We start from the raw sequence: 24,641 nt of genomic DNA, 5'->3' as shown, positions 1-24,641 counted from the left end.
AGCGTACCCGCAGAAGAGAATTCTTCGATCGCTGGTCTGAAACGATAGCCCTGCTTGAATATGCCTGTGCGGATGTGTCGCAGGCCGCTACTCCGCGGCGATCATCTGCTGCGCACGCCACTGGCCGAGCAGCGCCCGCAGCGCGGCGGGTTTCACCGGCTTGTTCAGCACCACGATCTTTTCCTCGGAGGCGGCGGCGCGAACCGCCGGGCTGCGGTCGGCGGTGATCAGGATCGCCGGAATATCCGCGCCAAACCTGCGGCGGATGTCCCGGATCGCCGCGACGCCGTTGCCGCGATCGAGATGATAGTCGACCAGCAGCCCGGTGATCGGGCCGCCGCAGGCCGTGATCGCCTCCACGGCACTGTCCGGATCGAGTGCCGCGATCACATTGGCGTCCCAGCCGGTCAGCAGCGTCTTCATGCCGTCGAGGATCGCCGGATCGTTCTCGATGCAGACGATGCGCGTGCCGCTCATCGGTGCGCGCGAGAGCGGCGTGGCGCTTGTCACCGCAGCGGTATAGGTGACCGCGCTCGCGATCGGCAGCGTCACCGAGAAGAGCGATCCCCCACTGGGATTGGCATCGATGGAAATCTTGTGATCCAGCACCCGGGCGATGCGCTCGACGATCGATAGCCCGAGCCCAAGGCCGCGTGCGATCCGCGCGCCCTGGTCGAGGCGGTGGAATTCCTTGAAGATTTCACCGCGCTTGGCCACCGGAATGCCGACCCCGGTATCGTAGATGTCGATTGTCAGCACTTGGCCGTTGCGCCGGCAGCCGACCAGCACGCGCCCTTGCGGGGTATATTTGATTGCGTTGGAGATCAGGTTCTGCAGCAGCCGTCGCAGCAGCACGCGGTCGGATTCGACCGGCAGCGACGACGGCACGAAGGTCAGCCGGAGATCCTTGGCGCGCGCGATCGGCGCAAACTCGATTTCCAGCGACCGCATCAGGTCGCCGATGCGGAAGCTCGAGATCGACGACGTCATGGCGCCGGCGTCGAGCCGGGAGATATCCAGCAGGGCGCCGAGGATTTCCTCGATCGCTTCGAGGGATTCATCGATGTTTTCCACCAGCCGCGCGGTCTCGCCGCCGCTGCCCTGTCGTTCGACCAGGCTGGTGACATAAAGCCGCGCCGCATTCAGCGGCTGCAGCACGTCATGGCTTGCCGCGGCCAGGAAGCGGGTTTTCGAGGCATTGGCGTCTTCGGCAGCGCCTTTGGCCCGCGCCAGTTCCGAATTCAGCCGGGTCAATTCCTCGGTGCGGTTGCGCACACGATTTTCCAGTGACGCGTTGGCGCGCTCCAGCGCTTCGGCGGCCTCGACGCTCGGCGTGATGTCGGAGAACGTGATCACCAGCGCGCCGCCGGGCATGCGGTTGGCGCGCACCTCGATGACAAGGTTGCGATCGGTGAGGCGCTCCAGATACGGTTCGCCTTCGGTGGTGTAGGCCGCCAGCCGCTGGTCGATCAGTGTGTTGCGGGCATCGTCCGTGGTCTTGCTGTCGAGGGCCTCGAGAATGTCGCGCAGCGGGATGCCATTCTGGATCACATAGGGCGGCAGGTCGAGCAGCTCGCCGAACTGCCGGTTCGAGCAGACCAGTTGCAGATCGGCGTCGAACACCGCGATGCCCTGGCGCACGTGATTGAGCGCGGTCTGCAGCATCTCCCGGTTGAAATGCAGTGCGGCGTGGGCGTCGTCGAGCAGTTTCAGTGCGGCCTTGGCCGACACCGTGCGCTTGCGCAGCAACAGCGACATCACCACCCGCGAGGAGGCTGCCCCGATCGACGACGCGATCAGGTGTTCGGCATGACGCAGCAGGCGGAAATCCGCCGGCGCCGATCGATCGAGGCTGATGCGCTGGATGGCCGCGAAGGATTCGAATTCCTGCTGGGCGCGGTCCGGTCCGAGATATTGTGCGACAGTGGAGAGGATGTCCTGCACGGTCACGGTGGTGCGCCAGCGCCGGAAGTTCGGCGTGATCGGGGTCAATTCGGTCGGCACGAAGAGATCGGCCTGAACCCGCTCGATGGCGGACGGCTGGCGCATCAGCGACAGCAGAATGTAGGTCAGGCAGTTGAGCGACAGGCTCCACAGCACGCCGTGCATCAGGGGCGGCAGGTCCGCTCCCAGCAGCGCTTGCGGACGAAGCAGCTCGATGCCGAAAGGCCCGTGCTGCAGCCAGTAAGAGCTTGCGGGCCCGGTGTCGGCGAGATTTGGAATGACAAGGCTTGGAATGAACAGCGTATAGGCCCACACCGCGCAGCCGACCACGAGGCCACCCATCGCGCCCCGCGCGGTGGCGCGTCGCCACATCAGGCCGCCGAAGAACGATGGCGCCAGTTGTGCGATCGCGGCGAACGACAGCAGTCCGATGGCGGCGAGCTGGGCGTTGCCGAGCGCGCGGTAGTAGCAATAGGCCATCAGCATGATGACGAAAATCGCCACCCGCCGGGTGTTGAGCAGGAAGGCGCCGAAATTCCGGCCGCCGTCCCGCCCGTTGGGGCTGCGCCGCAGCACCAGCGGCACCACAATGTCGTTGGAAACCATGATCGCCAGCGCCACGCATTCGACGATCACCATGGCGGTGGCCGCCGACAGGCCGCCGACGAACACCGCGATGCTCATCGCCGACGAGCCGTGGGCGATCGGCAGGGCCAGCAGGTACATGTCGCCGTCGATGGCGCCGAACGGGAAGGTGACCAGGCCGGCGAGTGCGATCGGAATCACGAACACGTTGATGGCGACAAGGTAGAGCGGAAACAGCCAGCGGGCGCGCCGCACCTCCGCGTCGCGGGTGTTCTCCACGACGCTGACGTGAAATTGCCGCGGCAGCAGCATGATCGCGAAGAACGACAACAGCGTCATGGTCAGGAAGTTGCCGGTCGATGGCGCGTGATTGATCGCGCGCGCCGCCTCCGGCGTCTTCAGCGCGCGCTCGATCAGCTCGTGCGGGGTGAACATCCAGAACGTCACGAAAGCGCCGGCCGCGAGGAAGACCACGAGCTTGACGATGGATTCGGTGGCCACCGCCAGCATCAGGCCGTGCTGGTGTTCGGTCGCATCGGTCTGCCGGGTGCCGAACAGCACGGCGAACAGCGCCATCGCGATGGTGACGACGAGTGCGATGTCGCCGATCAGCGGGATGCGCGAGATCGCGAGATCGATCGACTGGTTCTCGCCGAGGATGGTCTCCAGCGACGCGGCCACCGCCTTGAGCTGCAGCGCGATGTAGGGCACCGAGCCGACGATCGCGATGCATGCGGCGGTTGCCGCCACCGCCTGGCTCTTGCCATAGCGGGCGCCGACGAAATCGGCCACCGAGGTGATGTTGTGGGTCTTGGCGAGATAGATCACACGCCGCAGCAGCGGCGTGCAGAACGCGATCATCAGCACCGGCCCGACATAGATCGCGAGAAACTCGATGTTGGTGCGCGTGGCGAATCCGATCGAACCGAAGAACGTCCACGAGGTGCAGTAGATCGCAAGCGACAGCGGATAGATCACGACGCCGGCTTTGGCGCGCTGGCTCTGGGACAGACGATCGCCATAGCTCGCGATCACGAACAGAAGACCGATATAGCCGAAGGCGACGGCGATGACGGCCCAGTTCTGCATTCGGTCTCCCAGCTTCGGTTCGATATGAGGCTGTTGAACCTAGCCCTCGCGACGGGCGGCGGCGACAGTGATTTTCAGGGGCGGCTCCCCGCGCTCTCACAGTCTTTTCAAGCACCTGATGACGGGATTGGACAGAAATCGAATGCACGCATTAGTTGTTACACTTATTGGTTGCGTATTCGAGGGGGCTCAAATTTACCGGGCCCCGTATTTCTACGCATAAGTAGCTAAAATAGTGGCGGAATTGTAAACCGTCACGAATCAGCATATACACGTAATGGTTGCGTTTCCGGCCAAACCCCTTTGGGAACCGAGCATATGGCGCAGAAACTTCCATTTTCCGTAGACGTGCCGATTTTTATTGTCGACGACGACTCATCCGTCCGTGACGCATTGTCTTTGCTGCTAAAAATCGAAGGTTTCCTGCCCAGAGGCTTCGGGGACGGATTTTCCTTCCTTGAGGCGGTCCAGGAGGCAGTACCCGCATGCGTTGTACTCGACATCAACCTGCCGGGCCGTTCCGGGCTTGAAGTGCTGGATGATTTGTCCCGGCTCAAATTTCCGCCGCCGGTCATCGTGATCACCGGCCAGGCCGACATCGCCATGGCGGTTGCGGCGATGAAGAGCGGGGCCCGCGACGTTCTGGAAAAGCCGTTTGCGGCAAATGTCCTGATCGACCGCATTCGCGACGTCGTCGCGGCGCACCACCGGTTGACCAACGGTTATATCGAGGGGCTTGCGAACTTCCCGGGCCGCGAACTGCTGACCAGCAGGGAGCGCGATGTGCTGTCGCAAGTCGCCCGCGGGGCGTCGAACAAGGAAGCCGGCCGCAGGCTCGGCATCAGCCCGCGGACCATCGAGGTTCACCGCGCGCGGATCATGGACAAGCTCGGTGCCAAGAATGCCGCCGACCTGATGCGGATCGTGTTGTCGGAATCGACGCCGCGGTCGCGTTCCAGTTCCGGGTGAGGCGGGCGGCCGCGGTTTCCAGCAACGTGGAAACCGGCTTGCGTCGGAACGCGGCCTATTCGGCGGCGAGAGCCTTGGCACCAAGCGGCAGGCCGAGCTTCTCCCAGACCTGCACCAGCGCCTCCGCAAGGCCGTCGATCAATCCGTCGTCATGATAGGGCGACGGCGTGATGCGCAGCCGTTCCGAGCCTTTCGGCACGGTGGGGTAGTTGATCGGCTGGATGTAGATGCCGTGCTCTTCCAGCAGCAGATCGCAGGCCTTCTTGCAGCGCTCCGGATCGCCGACAAACACCGGCACGATATGCGTGTCGCTCAACATCACCGGCACGCCGGCGGCGGTGAGAACGGCCTTGAGCCGTGCGGCGCGGTCCTGATGGCGGTCGCGCTCCCACTGGGATGATTTCAGGTGCCGGATCGCAGCGGTGGCTGCCGAACAGATCGCCGGCGGCAGCGCCGTGGTGAAAATGAAGCCCGGCGCATAGGAACGCACCGCGTCGATGATGTCGGCCTTGGCGGCGATGTAGCCGCCGAGGCAGCCGAATGCCTTGGCCAGCGTGCCTTCCAGAATGTCGATGCGATGCATCACGCCATCGCGCTCGGCGACGCCGCCGCCGCGCGGGCCGTACATGCCGACCGCATGCACTTCGTCGACATAGGTCATCGCGCCGTAGCGTTCCGCGAGATCGCAGATCTTCGCCAGCGGCGCGACGTCGCCATCCATCGAATACAGGCTCTCACAGACAATCAGCTTGGGACGATCGGGGCCGGCCGCGCGCAGCAGTTCTTCCAGATGCGCCACATCGTTGTGCCGGAACACCTGGCGTTCGCAGCCGGCCTGGCGGATGCCTTCGATCATCGAATTGTGATTCAGCGCGTCCGACAGGATCAGGCAGTTCGGAAGCAGCTTGGCCAGCGTCGAGATGCCGGTCTGGTTCGACACATAACCGGACGTGAACACCAGCGCGGCTTCCTTGCCGTGCAGGTCGGCGAGTTCATGCTCGAGCTGGATCAGGGAATGATTGGTCCCGGCGATATTGCGGGTGCCGCCGGCGCCGGTGCCGCAGCGGGTCGCGGTCTCGACCATCGCACCCACCACCTTGGGGTGCTGGCCCATGCCGAGATAGTCGTTGGAGCACCAGATCACGACATTGCGCTGTCCATGGGGAGAGTGCCACACGGCATGGGGAAAGCGGCCTGCGATCCGCTCCAGATCGGCGAACACACGATAGCGCCGTTCGTCATGCAAGCGGTCGAGGGCGGTACTGAAGAACTGACTGTAATCCATCGCAAATCCCGGGCGGAACCTGAACGCAAAGCCGCGTACGGCCCCCTTTTTAGAGCGTTTCCAGGTTGGCTGTCGAGGCGCAAATCTGCAGGCCGATCATCCGTTGATGAAAAATTGATCGGACTAGAGCGTTTTCCAGCGAAGTGGATACCGGTTCGCGGGAAGAAAACGTGTCAAACAAAATACCAGAGCCCCGTTCCGATTCTATCGGAACGGGGCTCTAGTGCGGTCTCAGGCAAGGCGTGCCCGGAGGTGATCCGGGCCGTGCGCGGACCGCGGGGCTGATTCAGGCCGTCGCGAAGCGCAGCACGCCGTCGGTCGCAGGGGCGACGGTCAGCCGCCCCTGCGCCAGCATGTGGTTGACGTGGGCGATCAGCTCGCCGGCCGCAAAGCCGGTCTGGTGGGCATCGAGCACATGCTTGTGGAACACCACCGGCACCAGCTGGGCCGAGGTCTTCGGCGTGGTGCGGCAGGCGTCCGCAATCAGCTGGCAGCGTTCTTCGTGATGATCGGCGAGCTGTTTGATGCGCGTCTTGACGCCATAGAACGGAATGCCATGACCGGGCAGCACCAGCACGTCATCGGGCAGCGCGCGGTCGAGTTCGGCGAGCGACTGCAGGTATTCGCCAAGCGAATTGGCATCGGGCTCGACCGCCCAGACACTGACGTTCGGCGAGATCTTGCTCAGCACCTGGTCCGCGGACAGAAACAGTTTGTCGTCGGCGCTGTACAGCATCACCTGATCCAGCGAGTGGCCGCCACCGGTGATCACCTTGAAACGCCGGGATCCGATGGCGATCGTGTCGTCTTTCGACAGGCGAGAATACGAGGCCGGCAGTGTCGAGACCCGCTTGAGATAATCCTGGCCGCGTCCCAGCAATTGATCGGTGAGGTCTTCGTCCATGCCGTGACGGCGGAAGAACAGCCGCTGCGCCTGCTTGCGCTCTTCCGAGCCCCGATGCTGGTGATAGGCGCTCTGCAGATATTCGACCTGCGACATATGCAGCGAGCAGTTGAAGCGCTCGACGATCCAGCCCGCGAGCCCGACATGATCGGGATGCGCGTGGGTCACGATCAGCCGCGTGACCTTGACCTGCTTGAGTGGTCCTTCGAACAGTTTGGTCCACGCGGCGATCGTGACTTCGTTGCCGAAGCCGGCATCGATCATGGTCCAGCCATCGCCGTCGGCGAGCAGGTAGATGTTGACGTGGTTGAGGCGGAACGGAAGATCCAGGCGCACCCACAGCACGCCCGGCCGAAGTTCGATCACCTCGTCCTGCTTGGGCGCGGTTTCGAACGGATAGCTCAGCGGGTCGGTTGCTTTGGCGGCAGCGGGGGCGTTTGCGTTCATCTGGATCGTAACCTCTGCCTCCGGCTTAAACGGACATCGGCCGTTGCGCCAGCCGAAATTGCTGCGTCCAGCGTCCGAACAGCCGTTTGAAACGCGCAGCCGTAGCGTTTTCGAGCGAAGTGGGCACCGGTTCGCGTCAAGAAAACGCGTAAAATAAAAAAAGTACCCCCCGGCTCAGGGGCGGTTGGCCGGCCCGATGCGCCGGTGCATGGCAGGTCTTCGCGCGCGCGGGCCCGGGCCGCGGCCGATCACTCGGCGGCGTCGGCCCGCAGATGGGAATGGGTGGTGTGGTCGAGCTGCGAATTGATCCCAAGCCGCTCCAGCAGGCTGGCGTCGCGGTCGCGCTGCGGATTTTTGGTGGTCAGCAGCACGTCACCGATGAAGATCGAATTGGCGCCGGCCAGGAAGCATAGCGCCTGCAATTCGTCGGTCATGTACTGACGTCCGGCCGACAGTCGCACCACGCTCTTTGGCATCAGGATGCGGGCGACTGCGATCAGCCGCACCAGCGCGATCGGATCAGGCCGCTCCGCGGTGTCGTTGACCGGAACGCCCTTGACCTCGTTCCAGAGATTGACCGGCACGCTCTCCGGATGGCTGGGCAGATTGGCCAGCAGCACCATCATGCCAAGCCGGTCCTCGACCCGTTCGCCCATGCCGACAATGCCGCCGCAGCAGACCTTGATGCCGGCGTCGCGCACATGCGCCAGCGTATCGATGCGATCCTCGAGGGTGCGGGTGGTGATGATCTTGTCGTAGAACTCCGGCGATGTATCGACGTTGTGATTATAGAAATCGAGCCCGGCGTCGTGCAGCCGCGCCGCCTGGGCCGGCGTGAGCATGCCGAGGGTGACGCAGGTCTCCATGCCGAGGCCCTTCACCGCGCTCACCATGTCGCAGACCTGATCGAGGTCGCGGTCTTTCGGATTGCGCCAGGCGGCGGCCATGCAGAAGCGGCTGGCGCCGGCCTCCTTGGCGCGCTGCGCCGTGGCCACCACGGTGGCCTGGTCCATCAGCTTGGTCGCTTTCAGGCCGGTGTCGTAATGCGAACTCTGCGAGCAGTAGCCGCAATCCTCCGGGCAGCCACCGGTCTTGATGCTGAGCAGGCTCGCGGTCTCGACATGATTCGGATCAAAATTCGTGCGATGCAGGCTCTGCGCCTGGAACATGAGGTCGGCGAACGGCAGGGCATAAAGCGCTTCGGCCTCGGCGCGGTCCCAGTCATGCCGCAGCCCGGTGGCCGCCTGTCCGTTGGTTGAAGCCAGTGGTGGTGTCATCGCAAAAACTCCTGCCGTCGCATTAGGCTGCGCAGCCTCTGTGCGGTCTTGCGGACAGACGCTGCGCGGCGGCGAAAGCTCTGTGGGATTTTTGCGCCGAAGACAAGGCGAGCACCGATCACATTATGAGGCCGGCGTGATCGATTCCGTTGTGCGGAAAAATCAACCCGGCGCCCGCCCTGGAGAAAGATCTACTGACCGATGGCCTTGTCGCTCGGCGTCTTGATCAATTCCTTCAGCTTCTCCGACTGCGGAAAGTTCAAATTGACCCCCTTGGGTGGGATCTTGCTTTCGAACCACTTGGCATAAAGCTTGTCGTAGGCGCCGGATTTCATGGTTTCGCTCAGCGTTTCGTCGACCAGTTGCTTGAAACCGGGATCGGTCCTGGAGACGACAAGGGCATAGGGATCGCTCGGGAAACTGTCGTTCAGAAACGCGAAGTCGTCCGGGGTCGTCGCTGTTGCTCTCAGGCCGGCCAGCAGGATGTCATCCTCCATGAAAGCCACGGCGCGGCTGGTCTGCATCAGCAGAAACGATTCGGCGTGGTCCTTGCCCTGCAGGATCTTCATGTCGAGCGCCTTCTCGGAGTTCAGCTTGAGAACGAACTGCGCGGTGTTGGTGCCCTGCGTCACAACCACAGCCTTCCCTTTGAGATCGTCGGTCGTCTTCAGGCCCGATGCTTTCAGTGCGATCCATTTGAATTGCGGCTGGTAGGTCGTCAGCGAAAACGCCACCGCGCTTTGGCGCGGGATGGTGTTGGCGGTGGAGCCGCATTCGATGTCGACGGTGCCGTTCTGCACCAGCGGAATCCGGTTCGACGAGGTGACGCTCTGATAGACGATTTTCATCTCGGGCAGGCCGAGCCTGGTTTTGAGCTTGGCCGCGACCAGATTGCAAAGATCGATGGCGAAGCCGACCGGCTGCTGGCGGTCGTCGAGATAGGACAGCGGCAGCGATGAATCGCGGTTGCCGATGGTGAAGGTGCCGGTCTCCTTGATCTTGCTCAGCGTGGGGCCGAGGCCCTGGGCCGGCGCGCTGGAGATAGTGGCAATCGTCGAGAAAGACAAAGTAAACAAAAGGCATGCGGCCGCGAGGCCCGTGACGCGTGTCATCATGGCTATCGATCCTTTTTAACTAACGCCGTGTGGCCGGCGCTGGCCTTACCTCGTCGATGCGATGGCCGCATCGACCGCATCGCCGAGACGCTCGACGATGGCATCCACCTGGCTGTCGTTCACGATGAACGGCGGGGCCAGCAGAACATGGTCGCCCCGCACGCCATCGATGGTGCCACCCATCGGGTAGACCATCAGTCCGCGTGCCATTGCCTCGCGCTTGATCCGCGCGTTCAGCTTCAGTTCGGGCGCAAAAGGTTGCTTGGTGCTGCGGTCGGCGACCAGCTCGAGCGCGCGGAACAAGCCGCGTCCCCTGTTGTCGCCGACATGATGGTGGTTGGCGAAGCGCTCATCCAGACGGCGCCGCAGATGCTCGCCCATGGCGACGACATTGGCCAAGAGGTTGTCGCGTCGCACCACCTCCTGCACCGCGAGGCCGGCCGCTGCCGCCATCGGATGGCCCATATAGGTGTGGCCGTGCTGGAAGAAGCCGGAGCCTTTTGAAAACGACTCGAAGATCTGTCCGCTGAGCAGCACCGCGCCGACCGGTTGATAGCCGCCGCCGAGGCCCTTGGCGATCACCAGCAGGTCGGGCGCCACGCCATCCTGCTCGCAGGCGTGCAGGGTGCCGGTGCGGCCCATGCCGCACATCACTTCATCAAGGATCAGCAGCACGCCGTAGCGATCGCAGATGGCCCTGATACGCTTGAGATAGTCGGCCACCGGCGGCACGGCCCCGGCGGTCGCGCCGACCACGGTCTCGGCGACGAAGGCGATGACTTGATCCGGACCGAGCGCCAGAATCTGGTCTTCGAGCGCCTGCGCCGCGCGCGCTGCATAGGCCGCGTCGCTTTCGCCAGCCTCCTGCAAACGGTAGGCGAAGCAGGGATCGATGTGGTGGGTTTCGATCAGCAGCGGTTTGAACTGGGCGCGGCGCCATTCATTGCCGCCGGTCGCCAGTGCAGCCAGGGTGTTGCCGTGAAAGCTTTGCCTGCGCGCAATGATATGCCGGCGCTGCGGCTCGCCCTTCTCGACAAAGTATTGCCGTGCCATCTTCAGCGCCGCTTCGACGGCTTCGGATCCACCGCTCACCAGATAGACGTGATCGAGGCCCGCGGGCGCGTCCGCCACCAGCCGGTCGGCCAGCCGCTCGGCGACATCCGTGGTGAAGAAACCGGTGTGGGCATAGGCGAGAGTGTCGAGCTGCTTGTGCAGCGCGGCCAGCACATCGGGATGACCATGGCCGAGGCATGACACCGCCGCGCCGCCGGAGGCATCGATGTAGCTCTTGCCGTCCCTGTCGAACAGTTCGACGCCTTTGCCGCTAACGGCAACAGGCATTACGGCGTCGGCTACACGATGGAGAATATGGGTCATGACGAACCTTTGACGCGTCGCGATTGCAGGTGGGTGTTGAGGGCCGCCAGGTGGTCCTCGGTGTGGCGAAGTGCGGCGACGGTGTCGTCGCCGCCACGCCCGGCGATGATTGCGCCGAGAATCTCGGACACGACAAAGGCCGGCGACATGGCATGGAAGAACGAAGGACTGTCGGTCGAGACGATAACCGAGTGCTGCGCGATCTGGGCGAGCGGCGAGAGCTCGCTGTCGGTGATGGCCACGATCGGAATGCCGCGTTGTGCGGCATGCTCGGCCAGTTCGACCGTCAGTCTGGGGTAGGGCAAGACCGCCGCGACCAGCAGTGCGTCGCGGGTGCTGGCGCCGGCGAGAGCATCGGTCCCGGTCGCAGCGATGCCGTCGAGATTGATCGAACGCTCGCCGATCAGGGTCAGCATGTAGTGCAGATGCCAGGCCACCGTATGGCTGGAACGCAGGCCCAGGCAGTAGATCCGGCGCGCCGACGCCAGTTGGGTGGCTGCCGCGACCAGGCGATCGAGCCCGTTACCGCTGCCAAGATGCTCGATCTGCTTGCCGATCGAAACCAGCATCTCCGCCGCCAGCGCCTTGTCGCCCCTGAGTTTCTGTGTGGCGACCTGTGCGCCGGCCTTGCTGGCGAAGCCGATGTCGCCGCTGCGGATCGCGGCGGCATATCGCTCGCGGATGTCTTCATAGCCGGCCAGACCCAGATGTTTCGCCAGCCGCGTCATGGTCGCCGGCTGCACGCCGGCCTGGCGCGCCTGCTCGCGCATGGACAGCAGCGCCACGTCGCGCGGACGTTCCAGCACATATCTGGCAGCCGTCTGGAGCTGAGCCGACATGGATTCGAATGCCTCGATGATCTCTTTGGCGAGAGGGCCGTGATCCATGGACTGCATTTGTAGTCTCCGTGGCCGGAACTTGCAACATATGTTTCAGCTCCTGCTATAAATGATCCAATTGGATCAAATATTGAGCAAAGCTGATCAGGATTCGAGCACCGGCCGGGTGCTCACACCCCGCAAAAATATCAGAAAAGATTGTTTGTGATCAAAACGATGCAGCGCGCATCTGACTGGACGGAGCGCCACACTACGCTTCTCCCCTCCACCAATTTTTGGGAAGCCGTGGCACCCGACGAGCCTCCATACGGAGGCCGAAAAATTGAAAATACCAAATATCGTCCAACAGCGGGGTGGGTCACGCCTGACTTTACTCACCCGCCGAGACGGTACCTCGCATTTTGTGCGCCGGGTTCCCGCAGAGTTTTCCCAGTACGACAAGCGACGTATCGTACGTCGATCCACAAAAGTCCGGGTTGCCAAGGATCGGACCGGCCGCCAAGCGTTTCGGGTTACGTCAGCTTCCTGTCGTTTTGTTTCGGCGCGAATCTCAAGCTGTCGGCGATCCGAAAACACGAATATCCGGGCGACCACGAAGTGCACTATGTATGACCCGAGGTCGAGATCGACAATCGCGACCTTTGGGTCGGCGGCTCTCCGGTACGGTCCTGGGACGATAAAGAGCTCGCCTCCTTGCGCGAATGCCTCGTTGTCTGGATGAACCGCGCGGCTGCGTGGCGGCGCCCCGGCGCGCTGATGATAACGAGCTTTGGCTTGAAAAATGTGGTTTCGTCGGAGAGGCTCCTCAACGCCTGCCGCTGGCTCGAGGACATCCCCATCGCAAAAGCGCAACCCGTGCTCTCCAGTTCGGACGTTGACGCGATCGCGGCCACGGCGGCTGCGAAGGCGCAGGAACTGGGGCACGGCCCTGCGATTGCCGAGCGGATCGCGGGCGCTATCCGGTGGATCAGAGCGGAGACGGCCGAGCAGCAGTTCAAGCGCCTTATCGGTACGGTCGATGCAAGATTCGGCAGCGGGGTTCTGCCACCCGAGGCCGTCGAGCACCTTAAGCGCGCGATCAGCTTTCGCGGCAAGAGTGCCCACGGCCATTTCAATCCGGAGAGTGACGCCGAATTCCGCGCTTTCTCGAAATCAACGCGGGCGATGGAAGCGCTTTGCTATCTGCTGACGGCTCTGGATTTACCGATCTCGGAGGAAGGAATCAAACGGGTTTGGTCCAACCCCGTGCTCCGGGACTATCGCCACGCCTACGACTAGATGCTGGACGAGCCCGCGGAAAGAGAGTGGCGATGTATGCAAAGAACCTGGCCCGTATTCTTGGGCTGTTGTGCCAGAACAGCGACGTGTCTCACAGCGCGCCGCAGGAACTGGAGCAGCGATTTGATTCCCTGCGCCGCTACGACCAGCTCCCGCGCGGAAGGGAGCGGCGCGAGGAGAAGTTGTCGGGCAAGCATATAGCGGCTGCCGTGTTTGGGCTTGTCCCGATGCATCCCGGCTGGGCCGGGCATGTCGCGCTCATACTGGAGGGGTTTCGCCCCGTCGGAGGCACCGAGGCGTCGTTCTTCATGGCCGAGACGCTGAGCGACGTCATCGTTACGCTTCTGGCGGATGAAGAAGCCCGAAAGGACTTCATCCGGATGACGCTTACCATGGCCGAAACCGGCATGAACAGTCATGGCGGCGCCGAAGTCGTGTACCGGCGCAACGGAGAGAAGCGAAGGGCCCATTTTGTACCGCAAATGGCGGTCTCGCTGTTATCACCGGGACGCGACGTCGATTTCGACCCTGACCGCGACCGGATGAATGCGCCAACGATGCGCGAGATGTCGTTTACGCAAGAGTTCTTTCGGCGGCTGGCCCGGGAATGCGCGTTGGCCGATCGCTTTCCCGCGCCGCCGGACGGCGACGGCTCCGAGTACGATGCCGAGGAGGCGGAGCAGGAACGTTACCGGAAGCTCGGCGTGCGCAATGGCTCGCGCTATCTCCATGTCGGCGTAGACAATCAGGTCACCTGGCCCAAGGAAGAAAAGCTCATCACCTTCGATCGGTACCAGTTGGCGCTCATGCCCAAGACCAAGGAAAACGTGCAATCGGTCCACATCGATCTGATGGCCAACCGGCTCGACGAACGCGCCGCCATGACGGTCATCAACCGATTTCTCAGTGTGATGGCATGGTGCGACGATAACTTTGCGATTGCGCAGCATGGATGGTCGGGCAATCCCGTCCCAGTTCCCGTCTCAAAGCGCGACCTCGCGTTCACAACGGCGCACGACTACATTTTTGACCGGAAAATTCCGGATTCCGAGGAAGCACGGCGCGCCCTTGCGCTCTTCCGGGAGGCGCGGAATGCGCAGCAAAATGAATTCGTCAGCTACGCCGTGCTGAACTACTACAAACTCATCGAGATCAGATATCCTGGAAAGGAAGCCGCGCGAAAATGGTTTCTAACGAATTTTGAAGCGCTGCACACCGAGTCCAAGGGAGACGACGATATCAGCCGCTTCCTCGCCATATGCGGCAGCGAACCGCCGCATAAATATATCCACGATTCCTGCCGTATTGCGGTTGCGCATGCAGGAAAGCACTCAAAGTCCAATCCCGACGATGCCCACGAGATTGTTCGCCTGCACACAGCCGCGCGCGTCATGCACAGGCTGGCACGCCGCTTCATCGAGCAGGAGTTTGCGATCTCGGACGTGATGTACTCGGGCGACTGAGCGTATCACTTCCTACCGACTGACGTAAAATACGCTATAAGAGACTTTTACCCGCCTTCAACATCGCAGCGGCCGGTAGCCTATGACCGATCTTTTTCGCTTTCGCCGCGCCAGCGCCGTCCTCGATGAATTCCACGAACTCGAACGGCAGGAAATCTACTTTGCCCCGCCTGAGGACCTCAACGATCCCATGGAGGGATACAAGGATGTCGTTTGGCAAGGCGATGCCGTCGTCTGGCATAATCTCCTCCGACACTTCCTCCTCAATGCGATGCTCATGGCTCACCGCCTTCTGGGCGGGCCATCTTTCGGCGAAGCCGACATTCGCAAGGTGATCTACGTCACCTTCGATGATCTGCCGCCAGCGCCTGCGACGGTGCGTGACGTCTATCTGGAGATTTGTTCGCAGTTCTTTGCCGAACCGGGAATCTCCTCCTTCGTCGAAAAGCTCGGCGCGCGCGCCCGGCCGATGCGGCGGGAGGAACTGACACATTACCTGCGGGCGCTCTATCCCTTTTTCCTGCACCTCTTCTTTACACACCCCTCGCTCAAAGACGTCTTCACGATGACAACACCGGCGGAGGCTTTCCGCGAACAAATGGAACGCATGAACCGGAGCCTCGAAGCGCTCGTTACGCTCGACCCCGCCCAGGTCGCGTCCGCCGAGGCTCTGTTTCTGGCCGGCGAAGGGCTCGCCGTTCAGGAGCAGATCCGGTTAGATGTGAACTCAAATGGATCGTTGCCCCCTTATGCGGCACTATTCTCTTACAATTTCGCCAGCAGCTACGTGGGTGCACTCGACCAGCTTATCCACTATCCCGCCTACTATGCGTGTTTTGCGCGCATTGCGACCAACGCATCGATGTGGGGCACGTATGGTGATTCCCATCGCGGCGTGGCGCTCAAATTCAAGACCTCCGCCAATGAAGCAGGCGATCCTGTCCTGCAGTTGAAAGGGGTCACCGGCTGGCATAGCGGGCAGGGTCGTGCGATGGAGCCGGATTTTGGCTTTCGGGATCACAGCGTTCGCAACATCGAATATTCGAACACCTATCCCGAGATCGATTTCTTTCGCTCGATCGGGCATCTTCCGCAACAGGCGATTAACCGGTTCTGGTTTCGCGACGAGACGGGACGGGAAAGTCCCATCCGCGCGGCCATTGCGGAAGATGAAGCGAAGTGGCGGGAGGGCTATTGGGCGGGTTTCGAAGCCGGGCTTGTCCGCAAGACACTCGACTGGGCCCATGAGCAGGAGGCCAGGATCGCCATCCACTCCATGCTCGACAGCTACGATGACCCGCGATACCGCAAGCTGCAATACCGCTTTCAGGACCTCGCGGGCATAGTCTTCGGCGTAAACACGCGCGAGGCCGACAAGGCCAGCATCGTCAAAATTATCGCTGCGAAGTGCAAGGCCGAGGAGCGTTCAGGCTTCGAGTTCTATCAAACCCGTTATGTGCGACAGCAGCAAGGTTTCCAGATCATCCCTCTCTCGCTGCTCTGATAGCGGGATAAACGCGGTCTGTCAGGCGCCGCCGATGTCCGACGCGTTGCAAGGCTATGCCGGGAGGAAGGCCTAGCCCTTCGCGTCAGAAGATGCCCCACCATTGGCTCGGCGTTCAAGGTCGGCGCAACGTTCGATGAGCTTCGCGAAAGGCTCGGCGTCGTCGAGCAGAATGCCGTCATCCGCCATCTTCTTGTAGTCGGCTTCGAGCACCTTGAGCGCTTCGGCATCGGGAACGAGCTTCAATCCGCCCGAGACAGCCTTGGCGTAATCGATCGGATTGCCTTCGCTATCCTTCGCGCGAAAGAAGCGTGCTTTGAAAGCAGCAACGTCTTTGGCGAGGTCCGGATCGTCAAAGGCGGCTTGCGCATAGCCTTCGTCATCCAAACGCACAAGGTCGTGCCAGTGGCGGGAATAGCGGTCGCCCTGGTGGCCGCGCAAACAATAGACGTGCACAGCGGTCGCTTTCTCCCAGAACGTTCGCTTCGGCAGCATGGTGTTAGGCGTAGCTGTCAGGAACGCAAGGTCCGGCAGATACGAAGCAGCATCACAGGCGATCGTTCTCTTTTCCGAGGGCTCGCCGGTCGAACGCGCGCCAAATTCGAGAATCACGCGCGGAGGAACATAGCCGGTGCCTTTGGCGAGCGGATCGTAGTCGATATAGATCTTGGAGCCATCGACGGTTGCCTTGGCGTCGACTCCTGAATCCTTGATGTGCTTCTCGATGACCGGCAGTGCTTTCTCCTTGACCCACGCCGCGAGCTTATCATGAATCGTGCGGGTCCATTTATCGGCCTGGCTGTTCGTTTTCGGGATGGGATCGTCGGCCGCCAGTTCAGGCACAAGCTGGCGGATATCGTAGGTCACATCGATATCTTCCGAAAAGCGCTCGATGACGTCGTAACCTTTCGACAGCGACGTACCGCCCTTGAAGACGAGATGCTCGCCGAATTCCGATTTGAACAAGCCGTCCACGGCCCAAACGACCCAGATATCTTTTTCGAGCAAGTGGACGGGCCGCCCGGATTGGGTGGCGGCCACGCCTAGGGCTTCAAGGCGTTCCTCGCGGGAGAGCGTCAGGTAATTTTCAGGCATGGGCTATGAATACCTGGCTGATGGACTCGGACATCCACGACGGAAGTGCGGGACGGATCGCGACCAGTTCTTCGACCGTGGCAGGCGACAGGGTTCGTTTCAAGGTCTTCAAGGCTTCCGAAGCGCCGCGCTGGCCAATCCACTCAAGCGCGCGGACGGCTTCTCCGGCCGCGCGATGCGACGGAAGAAGCATCCATGGCGGAGCATTCTTCATTTCCACGACCTGTGCCCCAAGATGGAGACGCCGGCTACGCCCGGACGTGAGATAGACGAGCTTGGTCGGCACCTGCGTCGTGAGGCCGAGCGCGTTGGCGGCGGCCGCACCGTGACTGACGACGGTTTCCGCCCGCGAGGTCGCGATGTTGGCCACGACTTTTTCCGGAGCCGGGGCACGCGTGCCAAACCGCGTCTGCACCGGGCGCACATATACGCCGCGGGCGATGCGCATCAGCTCCTTTTTCTCCTCTAGCCGTTTGAGGGCCTGGTCGACGGCCGCCCTCGTGCCCAGATGCAGGAATTCCTTGGCGCTGATTAAAGCGCCTTCGGAAAGCGTCTTGGCCTGAGTTAAAATGCGTTGGGCAATCGGTTGCATGATCTCACCTTGTCAGAAACATAACACTACTTCTGACGAAAATCAATGTTTTGATATTTTCATGAATATTATCAATATCTTACAGAACATTAAGGGATGGATCGCGCATGTGGACCAGGGAGCCCGACGATACGGTCCTCGATGAGAACGGGTCGGTCGTTTATTTCAGCCTTGAGCGCTTCGTCCGCGATCTTTGCCTTGGCGACTGCTGCTTCATCTACGGAGCGGCCCCTGGCACGGTGTCCTTCAACGACGAGCACGTTATTCCGAGATGGCTTCTGCGGCGCTACGATCTCTTTGCCGCCTCGATCACGTTGCCGAATGGAAGCGCCATTCGCTACGACCGCTACACGGTGCCCTGCTGCTCGGCGTGCAACACCCTGATGGGCCGTAAGATCGAAGAGCCAGTGCGCGCGCTCGTGGAGGGCGGGTTCGGTGCGGTTCAAGCACACCAAGAACAGCACGGCGTCTTGCTGTTCTATGTCTGGATGGGGTTGATCTTTCTCAAGACCCATCTGAAGGATCGCAGGCTCCGCGCGCATCTCGATGCGAGAAAAGGCGTCGCACCGATCGCGGAGGAGCTAAAATACGATTGGGGTGGCCTGCACTATCTGCACACGCTGCTCCGCTGCTTTGCGACCGGCGCGGCTATTCACCCGAGCGCGCTTGGCTCCTTTGTCGCGATACGCGTGCAGGAAGAAGGATCTCGAAGCGAATTCGATTTTGGCGATCTCTATCAGGCTCAGTCGGTCATGCTGCGTATGGGCGCGTTTGCCTTCCTTGCCGCTTTCAATGACGGTGGCGCCGCCGCCCTGTTCCTCAAGCAAAAGCTGGAGCGGATCACAGGCCCCGTCTCTGGTATGCAACTGCGCGAATTAGCGGCTGAACTTGCTTTCCTTAATGCCCACCTTAAGGAACATACGGAGTTGCGATCATCCTTCGATCTGCAGGGCGAACGCCACGGCATCGACGGAAAGCCCATGTGGCCCGAACTCGTGACGCTGGACTACACCGTCCGCGGCCAGCTCATGCACTACCTCTTTCAACGCAACCTCCCCATGATCAAGTCGCATAAATTCAGCGATGCCGAGCTTGAAACGCAGATGCTGGCGGGCCGCCTGACGTTCCTGTTCGATGAAGATGGCAAGTTCATCGAAGACAGCAGGGCGCCAGCACAAGCCTCCGCGCCTCCCGAGGCTTAAACACACCGCATGACAATAATCGCCCAAGGCGAAAAGACGTTCGCGCCGAGTTCGACACCAACTTCTTTGGTGCACTCCGGGTCATTCAGGCGGCGCTTCCGATCCTGCGGCGCCAGCGCAGCGGCCATATCGTGGGCGTCTCCAGTGTCGCTGGGATCGTCGCAGGCCCGGTCACCGGCTTCTATCACGCTTCAAAATTCGCGTTCGAGGCGATGCATGACAGCCTTGCGCAGGAAGTCAAAGGTTTTGGGATCAAGGTGACGCTGCTGGAGCCTGGCGCCTATGCGACGGGGTTTGCCAGTATGGCCTCCCTGCGGATCACACCCACGATCGAGGCCTACAGCGCAATTCGGGCGGGAGTTTTCGCCGCAGGCGCCAAGAACCAGTTTGGCGACCCGCCGGCGACGGCGGATGCCATTCTGAAGATCGTGGACGCCGAGAATCCGCCGCTGCGGTTCTTTGTTGGTACTGAAGGCTTGCCCCGCGCCAGGGCTGCCTTCGCCGAGCGCCTTGCAACCTGGGAAGCATGGGATGCGCTTTCGAAGACCGCTCAAGGTGAAGCGCGGCAGCACAATATCGCATCCTGATCCAAGAACCCAGAAGAGGATGGTGATGAGCGCTACCGCCGTTGCAGACTTCTTCCAGTTCTTCCGCTCGTATGTTTCCAACCCGGGACAAGTCTCCGCAATCGCGCCATCCGGCCAGTCGCTGGCGCGCTTGATGACGCAGGAGATCGTGCCGGGCGTGGGACCGGTGATTGAACTCGGGCCCGGGACTGGCATATTCACCAAGACGCTGCTTCAGCGCGGTGTTCCCGAGCGTGACTTGCTGCTGATTGAATACGGCTCGGATTTTATGCGCCTGTTGCAGCAGCGTTTCCCGAGGGCGAAAGTGTTGTGGATGGATGCGCGCCAGCTTTCGCAACATGAGTTGTTCATGGCGCCCGCTGCGGCGGTCGTGAGCGGCCTTCCGCTTCTCTCGATGTCGCCGCGCAAGGTCATGGCCATTTTGACCGGCGCCTTTCAGCACATGCGTGAGGGCGGCACCTTTTATCAATTCACCTACGGCCCGCGCTGTCCTGTGCCGCGCCCGATCCTTGATCGCCTCGGTCTGAAGGCAAGCCTTGTCGGGCGAATTGCGTTCAATATTCCTCCGGCATCCGTGTATCGCATCCGTCAGCGTCCTGAGGTCCCAGGTCGGCGGCTGTCGAGATAGAAAATCGACACGCGGATTGGCGTAATAAGTATGCCGGGCCGTTAGTCATAAGCGGCTCTTCGAGCCCGTCCAGAGGCTCCTGGCCGATCCTTGCCGGCGCATCGCTGGACATAAAGTGCGCAGCGTCAGGCGGCGCGGATATCCGACAGGAAGGCATGAATGCCTTCGCGCAGATGATCGGCCTCGCGGCGCAAGGCGTCGGAGGCGACCAGCACCTCTTCGGCCGCGGTGCCGGCTTCGGACGAGGCCTGGCTGACGCCGACGATGTTGCTCGACACCTCCGTGGTGCCGCCCGCCGCATGCTGCACGTTGCGGGCGATTTCGCGGGTCGCGGCGCCCTGCTCTTCGACAGCAGCGGCGATGGTGGTGGTGTATTCGTTCATGGCGCCGATGGTCTGGCCGATGCTGCGGATGGCATTGACCGCCGTGGTGGTCACCTGCTGCATCTGGGCGATCTGGGCGCGGATTTCCTCGGTGGCCTTGGCGGTCTGGTCGGCGAGGCCCTTCACTTCGGAGGCGACCACCGCAAAGCCCCTGCCGGCCTCGCCGGCGCGGGCGGCTTCGATGGTGGCGTTGAGCGCCAGCAGATTGGTCTGCGAGGCGATGGTCTGGATCAGGTCGACCACGATGCTGATGCGGTTGGCGCTGTCGGCGAGGCCTTGCATGGTGGCGTCGGTCTGGCCGGCTTCCTGCACCGCCTTGCCCGCGACCTGTGACGAACTCGACACCTGCCGGCTGATTTCCTCGATCGACGAGGACAGCTCTTCGGTCCCGGACGAGACGGTCTGCACGTTGATCGAGGTTTCTTCGGCGGCGGACGCCACCGCATTGGCAAGCTCGCTGGAGCGGGTGGCGGTGGCAGACATGCTCTTGGCGGTGGTCTGCATCGAATCCGCTGACGTCATCAGGCCGTCGAGCGAGGCGCCCACGGTTTCCTCGAAGCGGGCGATCTGCTGTTCGATCCGGGCGGTGCGCTGGGCCTTGGTGAGGCGATCCTTGTCCTGCTCGGTCTCCATGTCGCGAGCCTGGATCAGGCCCTGGCGGAAGACTTCCAGCGAACGAGCCATGATTGCCACTTCGTCCTGTTGCCGGCTGCGCATCACCTCGGCGGCGAGATCGCCGTCGGCCAGCCGCTGCATCACCGACTGCAGGTTGCCGATCCGGCGCAGGATGTTGCGGCCGACATAGAGCCAGACGAACAGCGCGGATCCGACCAGCGTCAGCGCGCCCAGCGCCAGCATGATGGTGGTGGCGACCGAGATGGTGGTCTGCACGCCCGCGGTCACCGTGTTGGTGTTGGTCTGGACATCGTCGACCAGCCGCTTGACGCTGATCTCGAGGCCGCGGTTGAGCTTGCGGGTCTCGTCAAGGATCAACTGGCCGTAGTCCAGCGCGTCGAGCTCCTTTTGCCGAAGCTTGAAGACGCTGGTCTTGCCTTCGCCGAAGGCGATCAGCTTCATCGCCGCGGCATACATCGGCGCGGCACTCTTGATATTGGCCAGCGACTTGAGCAGCGGGTCGACGTGCTTGCGGGTGGTGGCGAAAGACTCCTGCAGCGTATCGATGTCGCCGCTGGTGCTCGCCGACAACGCGCCCATCATGTCGGCGGTCAGCCCGTTGCTGTCGGAAATGATGGTGCTGATGCGCTCCACGCTGTAGGCCACCTCCTTGACGAGATCGGCCTCGATCTCCTGGCCGGCGAGCAGCGCATTCAGCCGGGTCTGCGCGTCGACCATCTCGGGCGCGGCGGAGGACTGGAAGTGGGTCTGCGCGAACCGCAGCGTGTCGTACTGCTTCTCGCGCTCGGCGGCGATGTCGAGACGCTCCTTCGCAGCCTTGCCGAGGCTGTTGATGGTGTCGTCAATACTTTTGACGGTTTCCTCCAGCGCACTCACCACCGTCTTGTCGGCGCCGAGGCTCTCGATCTCGCGCAGCTTGGAGATCGCGGCCGCCTGGGTGGCCTTGAGGTCCTTGCTGTCTTCGACGCGGACCGCCTCGTCCTTGGCGGCGAGCAGCGTCGGTCCCTTCGAGGCCAGGCTCTCGCTCAAGGCGGAGAGCTGCATGCTGGCGGCGAGGCGGGGAATGTCGCGCCCGCTCAGATCCGCCATGGTGTGCCCGAGCCGTCCCAACAGGATGCTGGCTGCGCCGCTGATCAGGATCGCCATGGCCGCGATCACCGAGAATGCGAGGAAGAGGTTGCCTTTCAAACCGAGCCTGGGACGCCAGCCGCCAAACGGCAATTTCCCGATCCTGAACGACAAGGCCATATTTCCCCCATGCCTCTATCAAGGCAATTTTATGCTTTCTGCGGGGTGCAGTATCTCTGTACCGAGTTAATAAAAATTGGAGAATTTGAGCGTTTGCGCGCGATTTCAGGCCGTTTTGGACCATGATGTGGGTTGCCCGGGCGCCACCCGGAGCGTCGCTGGGCCTGTTTAACCGGCGTGGCGGCGCTCGCGGTAGGTGCGGGTTTTGATCCGGTTGCCGCACAGGGTGGAAACGCACCAGCGCCGCGTGCCCGGTTTGGAGCGGTCGAAAAACACCCGGCGACACTCCTCGGCATCGCACATCTTCAGGCGATCCAGTGTGCCGATGGCGGCGGCGTTTTGCAGCTCCGCCACGATCTGCGCGAGGCCGGCGGAGGCATCATCGCGCGCCGGCCGCAGCACGATGCCCTCGGTCGAGGCTTCCGCCAGCAGCGGAAACGGGCGGGTCGCGGTGTTGAGCGCCTGCAGAGTGGTCTTGCTGGTGCGTCGCTCGTCGGGTGCGCAGGCGAGGTAAGCAAGCACGCCCTCGCGCAAGGACAGCGCAGCCGCGAAAATCTCCGGTGAGACTTTTGCGCCAGGGCGCAGCAGGTCGCGCTCCGCCATCCAGGCTGCGAGATCGCGCGGTCCCTGCAGGTCATCGTGTTGCTGATGCTGCACGCCGTGATGGATGAAATGGCGCAGGTCGAGCGAATTCGCGAACTCGTAGAGGTTCGCCAGTTCGTCCGGAACCTTGAATTTTTTCGACTCGCGCATGCCGCTTCCCGGGAACAAACACGAGTTAATCATGTTTACTGGTTGACAGCAAGACACCATTAAATAAATTATAGCGGTGTTCAACGCGCGCTGTGAACTTGTCATTTCGACGTCCGATATCCTCTGGAAAAGGGAGTTCATCATGAGCAGCCATCGGGCCTCGGCGACCCCTCCGATATTCTATGGCTGGTTCATCGTCGCCTCGGCGTTCGCCGTGACCTTCATGGGATTCGGCAGCGCTTACACGTTCAGCGCCTTCGTCGACTCCCTGCAGCGGGAATTCGGCGCATCGCGCGGATCGGTGTCCCTGGTGTTTTCGCTCGCCGGCTTTCTCTATTTCGGCCTTGGCGTCGTCAGTGGCCCGCTCGCCGACAGATGGGGATCGCGTCGGCTGGCCGTGATCGGGATGCTCTTCACCGGATTGGGACTTGCGGTTGCCAGTGTCGCACGCAACCTGACTGAAGTGTATGCCGCCTATGGCCTCGGCGTCGGATTAGGCGTGGGATGTGCCTATGTGCCGGCGGTGGGCGCCGTGCAGCGCTGGTTCGTCAAACGCCGCGGCTTCGCCTCGGGGCTTGCGGTGAGCGGGATCGGCGTCGGCACACCGGTGATGCCGCCGCTGGCGGCGCTGCTCATCGAGATGATGGGATGGCGCATGACCTATCTCGTGCTCGGCGGCCTCACTGCCGTTGTCGGCGTGGGAATGGCACTGTTGATCGAGAACGATCCGCGTGATCGCGGGCTCGCGCCGGATGGCGAGCCTCTGCAGGCGAATGCGCAGGCGACGCGGCCGCTGGGATTTTCGGTCGGCGAGGCGATCAGGTCACCGCGCTTCATCGGTCTCTATATGGCGTGCCTGATCTGCGGACTCGGCGTGTTCGTGCCCTTCGTTCACCTCGTTCCCTATGCGCTGGACCATGGCGTGCCGCAAACGTCAGCCGTTCTGCTGCTCGGCGCCATCGGCGTCGGCAGCACCGCGGGCCGCTTTTTCCTCGGCGGCCTGGCCGACCGGATGGGACGGCAGCAGTCGGTGCTGCTGATGTTCGTCGGCATGGCGGTTGCGCTTGCGATCTGGGCCGTGTCGACCGGGTTCTGGCCGCTCGCACTGTTCGCGTTCGTGTTCGGCATCTTCTATGGCGGCTGGGTCGCCGTGCTGCCGGCGGTGGTGATGGATTATTTCGGTGGCCGCAATGTCAGCGGCATCATCGGTGTGCTCTATACCAGTGTCGCGTTCGGCACGCTGATCGGCCCCAGTGCCGCCGGCTTCGCGTTCGACATCAGCCACAGTTACACCTTGCCGATCCTGGTCAGCGTGGCCGCCAACATCGTCGCCGCCGGCATCATGGCTGTGATGTCAAAGGTATCAGTCGGCGTCGCGAAGGGATCCGCGGTGCCGTAGGCCCGCACCGCAGCGCGGTGCAGCACCGGGTGCGGGAGCAGT

General features: G+C 62.3%; 18 protein-coding genes and 1 pseudogene. 8 read left to right on the top strand and 11 right to left on the bottom strand.

Annotated elements, in window-relative coordinates; all coding sequences use genetic code 11:
* Window positions 1–87: 87 nt before the first annotated feature.
* Window positions 88–3,618, bottom strand: coding sequence for a hybrid sensor histidine kinase/response regulator (locus RS897_RS06310; protein WP_315835731.1), 3,531 nt, complete (start codon window positions 3,616–3,618; stop codon window positions 88–90).
* Between the two features lie 318 nt (window positions 3,619–3,936).
* Between RS897_RS06310 and RS897_RS06305 the strand changes: the two genes are divergently transcribed.
* Complete coding sequence (locus tag RS897_RS06305; RefSeq protein WP_315835730.1) at window positions 3,937–4,587, top strand: response regulator transcription factor; 651 nt, start codon at window positions 3,937–3,939, stop codon at window positions 4,585–4,587.
* 55 nt (window positions 4,588–4,642) lie between these two features.
* On the opposite strand, the gene hemA is transcribed toward RS897_RS06305, so the two are convergent.
* The 6 genes from hemA to RS897_RS06275 all read right to left on the bottom strand — a co-directional run bounded on the left by hemA (window position 4,643) and on the right by RS897_RS06275 (window position 11,879).
* On the bottom strand, window positions 4,643–5,872 hold the full coding sequence (gene hemA / locus RS897_RS06300; protein WP_315835729.1) for a 5-aminolevulinate synthase: 1,230 nt from the start codon (window positions 5,870–5,872) through the stop codon (window positions 4,643–4,645).
* Window positions 5,873–6,158: 286 nt separating this feature from the next.
* Window positions 6,159–7,223 (bottom strand): MBL fold metallo-hydrolase, encoded by a 1,065-nt coding sequence (locus tag RS897_RS06295; protein WP_315835728.1) that lies wholly within the window; start codon window positions 7,221–7,223, stop codon window positions 6,159–6,161.
* 248 nt (window positions 7,224–7,471) lie between these two features.
* A complete protein-coding gene (gene bioB / locus RS897_RS06290; RefSeq protein WP_315835727.1) occupies window positions 7,472–8,500 on the bottom strand; it encodes a biotin synthase BioB in 1,029 nt (342 codons plus the stop codon).
* A 191-nt stretch (window positions 8,501–8,691) separates the two neighbouring features.
* Window positions 8,692–9,615, bottom strand: a complete 924-nt coding sequence (locus tag RS897_RS06285; protein ID WP_315835726.1) for a transporter substrate-binding domain-containing protein — start codon at window positions 9,613–9,615, stop codon at window positions 8,692–8,694.
* A gap of 45 nt (window positions 9,616–9,660) precedes the next feature.
* Window positions 9,661–10,992 (bottom strand): aspartate aminotransferase family protein, encoded by a 1,332-nt coding sequence (locus tag RS897_RS06280; RefSeq protein ID WP_315835725.1) that lies wholly within the window; start codon window positions 10,990–10,992, stop codon window positions 9,661–9,663.
* Window positions 10,989–11,879 carry a MurR/RpiR family transcriptional regulator gene (locus RS897_RS06275; RefSeq protein WP_315838537.1) on the bottom strand — a complete coding sequence of 297 codons (891 nt, stop codon included), beginning with the start codon at window positions 11,877–11,879 and terminating at the stop codon, window positions 10,989–10,991. The genes RS897_RS06280 and RS897_RS06275 overlap by 4 nt, the downstream gene beginning before the upstream one ends.
* A 645-nt stretch (window positions 11,880–12,524) precedes the next feature.
* On the opposite strand from RS897_RS06275, the gene RS897_RS06270 reads away from it, so the two are divergent.
* The 3 genes from RS897_RS06270 (at window position 12,525) to RS897_RS06260 (ending at window position 16,076) form a co-directional block, all read left to right on the top strand.
* Window positions 12,525–13,109, top strand: coding sequence for a hypothetical protein (locus RS897_RS06270; RefSeq protein ID WP_315835724.1), 585 nt, complete (start codon window positions 12,525–12,527; stop codon window positions 13,107–13,109).
* A 32-nt stretch (window positions 13,110–13,141) separates the two neighbouring features.
* Window positions 13,142–14,572, top strand: coding sequence for a methylamine utilization protein MauJ (gene mauJ, locus RS897_RS06265; RefSeq protein ID WP_315835723.1), 1,431 nt, complete (start codon window positions 13,142–13,144; stop codon window positions 14,570–14,572).
* Between the two features lie 82 nt (window positions 14,573–14,654).
* Window positions 14,655–16,076 carry a DUF2971 domain-containing protein gene (locus tag RS897_RS06260; protein WP_315835722.1) on the top strand — a complete coding sequence of 474 codons (1,422 nt, stop codon included), beginning with the start codon at window positions 14,655–14,657 and terminating at the stop codon, window positions 16,074–16,076.
* A gap of 72 nt (window positions 16,077–16,148) precedes the next feature.
* Here the strand turns inward: RS897_RS06260 and RS897_RS06255 are convergent, their stop codons facing one another.
* Together RS897_RS06255 and RS897_RS06250 are read right to left on the bottom strand one after the other, a co-directional pair.
* Window positions 16,149–17,171, bottom strand: a complete 1,023-nt coding sequence (locus RS897_RS06255) for a nucleotidyl transferase AbiEii/AbiGii toxin family protein (protein WP_315835721.1) — start codon at window positions 17,169–17,171, stop codon at window positions 16,149–16,151.
* Window positions 17,164–17,763, bottom strand: a complete 600-nt coding sequence (locus tag RS897_RS06250) for a DUF6088 family protein (protein WP_315835720.1) — start codon at window positions 17,761–17,763, stop codon at window positions 17,164–17,166. Before RS897_RS06250 ends, RS897_RS06255 begins: the two co-directional genes overlap by 8 nt.
* Before the next feature lie 107 nt (window positions 17,764–17,870).
* Between RS897_RS06250 and RS897_RS06245 the strand changes: the two genes are divergently transcribed.
* From RS897_RS06245 to RS897_RS06235, 3 genes and pseudogenes are all read left to right on the top strand, one after another.
* Window positions 17,871–18,965, top strand: coding sequence for a hypothetical protein (locus tag RS897_RS06245; protein WP_315835719.1), 1,095 nt, complete (start codon window positions 17,871–17,873; stop codon window positions 18,963–18,965).
* Between the two features lie 56 nt (window positions 18,966–19,021).
* Window positions 19,022–19,552: pseudogene (locus tag RS897_RS06240) on the top strand (SDR family NAD(P)-dependent oxidoreductase); the annotation flags it as partial.
* A gap of 22 nt (window positions 19,553–19,574) precedes the next feature.
* Entirely contained in the window at window positions 19,575–20,180 is a 606-nt protein-coding gene (locus tag RS897_RS06235) for a class I SAM-dependent methyltransferase (protein WP_315835718.1), read from the top strand.
* Between the two features lie 125 nt (window positions 20,181–20,305).
* Here the strand turns inward: RS897_RS06235 and RS897_RS06230 are convergent, their stop codons facing one another.
* Window positions 20,306–22,447 carry a methyl-accepting chemotaxis protein gene (locus tag RS897_RS06230; protein ID WP_315835717.1) on the bottom strand — a complete coding sequence of 714 codons (2,142 nt, stop codon included), beginning with the start codon at window positions 22,445–22,447 and terminating at the stop codon, window positions 20,306–20,308.
* Between the two features lie 168 nt (window positions 22,448–22,615).
* Window positions 22,616–23,200, bottom strand: coding sequence for a CGNR zinc finger domain-containing protein (locus RS897_RS06225; RefSeq protein ID WP_315835716.1), 585 nt, complete (start codon window positions 23,198–23,200; stop codon window positions 22,616–22,618).
* Between the two features lie 142 nt (window positions 23,201–23,342).
* Between RS897_RS06225 and RS897_RS06220 the strand changes: the two genes are divergently transcribed.
* On the top strand, window positions 23,343–24,599 hold the full coding sequence (locus RS897_RS06220; RefSeq protein ID WP_315835715.1) for an MFS transporter: 1,257 nt from the start codon (window positions 23,343–23,345) through the stop codon (window positions 24,597–24,599).
* Window positions 24,600–24,641 lie beyond the last annotated feature (42 nt).

It is taken from the genome of Bradyrhizobium prioriisuperbiae (genome assembly GCF_032397745.1).
In the GTDB taxonomy this organism is placed as follows: Bacteria; Pseudomonadota; Alphaproteobacteria; order Rhizobiales; family Xanthobacteraceae; genus Bradyrhizobium_A; species Bradyrhizobium_A prioriisuperbiae.
Note: the sequence above shows the minus strand (reverse complement) of the source record. Positions and strands in the feature narration are given on the sequence as shown.

Bases quoted from the DNA above. Each gene is read 5' to 3' on its own strand.
- RS897_RS06260 (WP_315835722.1), top strand. From the start codon at position 14,655: ATGACCGATCTTTTTCGCTTTCGCCGCGCCAGCGCCGTCCTCGATGAA.
- RS897_RS06225 (WP_315835716.1), bottom strand. From the start codon at position 23,200: ATGCGCGAGTCGAAAAAATTCAAGGTTCCGGACGAACTGGCGAACCTC.
- RS897_RS06310 (WP_315835731.1), bottom strand. From the start codon at position 3,618: ATGCAGAACTGGGCCGTCATCGCCGTCGCCTTCGGCTATATCGGTCTT.
- RS897_RS06295 (WP_315835728.1), bottom strand. From the start codon at position 7,223: ATGAACGCAAACGCCCCCGCTGCCGCCAAAGCAACCGACCCGCTGAGC.
- RS897_RS06275 (WP_315838537.1), bottom strand. From the start codon at position 11,879: ATGGATCACGGCCCTCTCGCCAAAGAGATCATCGAGGCATTCGAATCC.
- RS897_RS06305 (WP_315835730.1), top strand. From the start codon at position 3,937: ATGGCGCAGAAACTTCCATTTTCCGTAGACGTGCCGATTTTTATTGTC.
- RS897_RS06250 (WP_315835720.1), bottom strand. From the start codon at position 17,763: ATGCAACCGATTGCCCAACGCATTTTAACTCAGGCCAAGACGCTTTCC.
- bioB (WP_315835727.1), bottom strand. From the start codon at position 8,500: ATGACACCACCACTGGCTTCAACCAACGGACAGGCGGCCACCGGGCTG.
- RS897_RS06280 (WP_315835725.1), bottom strand. From the start codon at position 10,992: ATGACCCATATTCTCCATCGTGTAGCCGACGCCGTAATGCCTGTTGCC.
- RS897_RS06285 (WP_315835726.1), bottom strand. From the start codon at position 9,615: ATGATGACACGCGTCACGGGCCTCGCGGCCGCATGCCTTTTGTTTACT.
- RS897_RS06245 (WP_315835719.1), top strand. From the start codon at position 17,871: ATGTGGACCAGGGAGCCCGACGATACGGTCCTCGATGAGAACGGGTCG.
- mauJ (WP_315835723.1), top strand. From the start codon at position 13,142: ATGTATGCAAAGAACCTGGCCCGTATTCTTGGGCTGTTGTGCCAGAAC.
- hemA (WP_315835729.1), bottom strand. From the start codon at position 5,872: ATGGATTACAGTCAGTTCTTCAGTACCGCCCTCGACCGCTTGCATGAC.
- RS897_RS06255 (WP_315835721.1), bottom strand. From the start codon at position 17,171: ATGCCTGAAAATTACCTGACGCTCTCCCGCGAGGAACGCCTTGAAGCC.
- RS897_RS06220 (WP_315835715.1), top strand. From the start codon at position 23,343: ATGAGCAGCCATCGGGCCTCGGCGACCCCTCCGATATTCTATGGCTGG.
- RS897_RS06230 (WP_315835717.1), bottom strand. From the start codon at position 22,447: ATGGCCTTGTCGTTCAGGATCGGGAAATTGCCGTTTGGCGGCTGGCGT.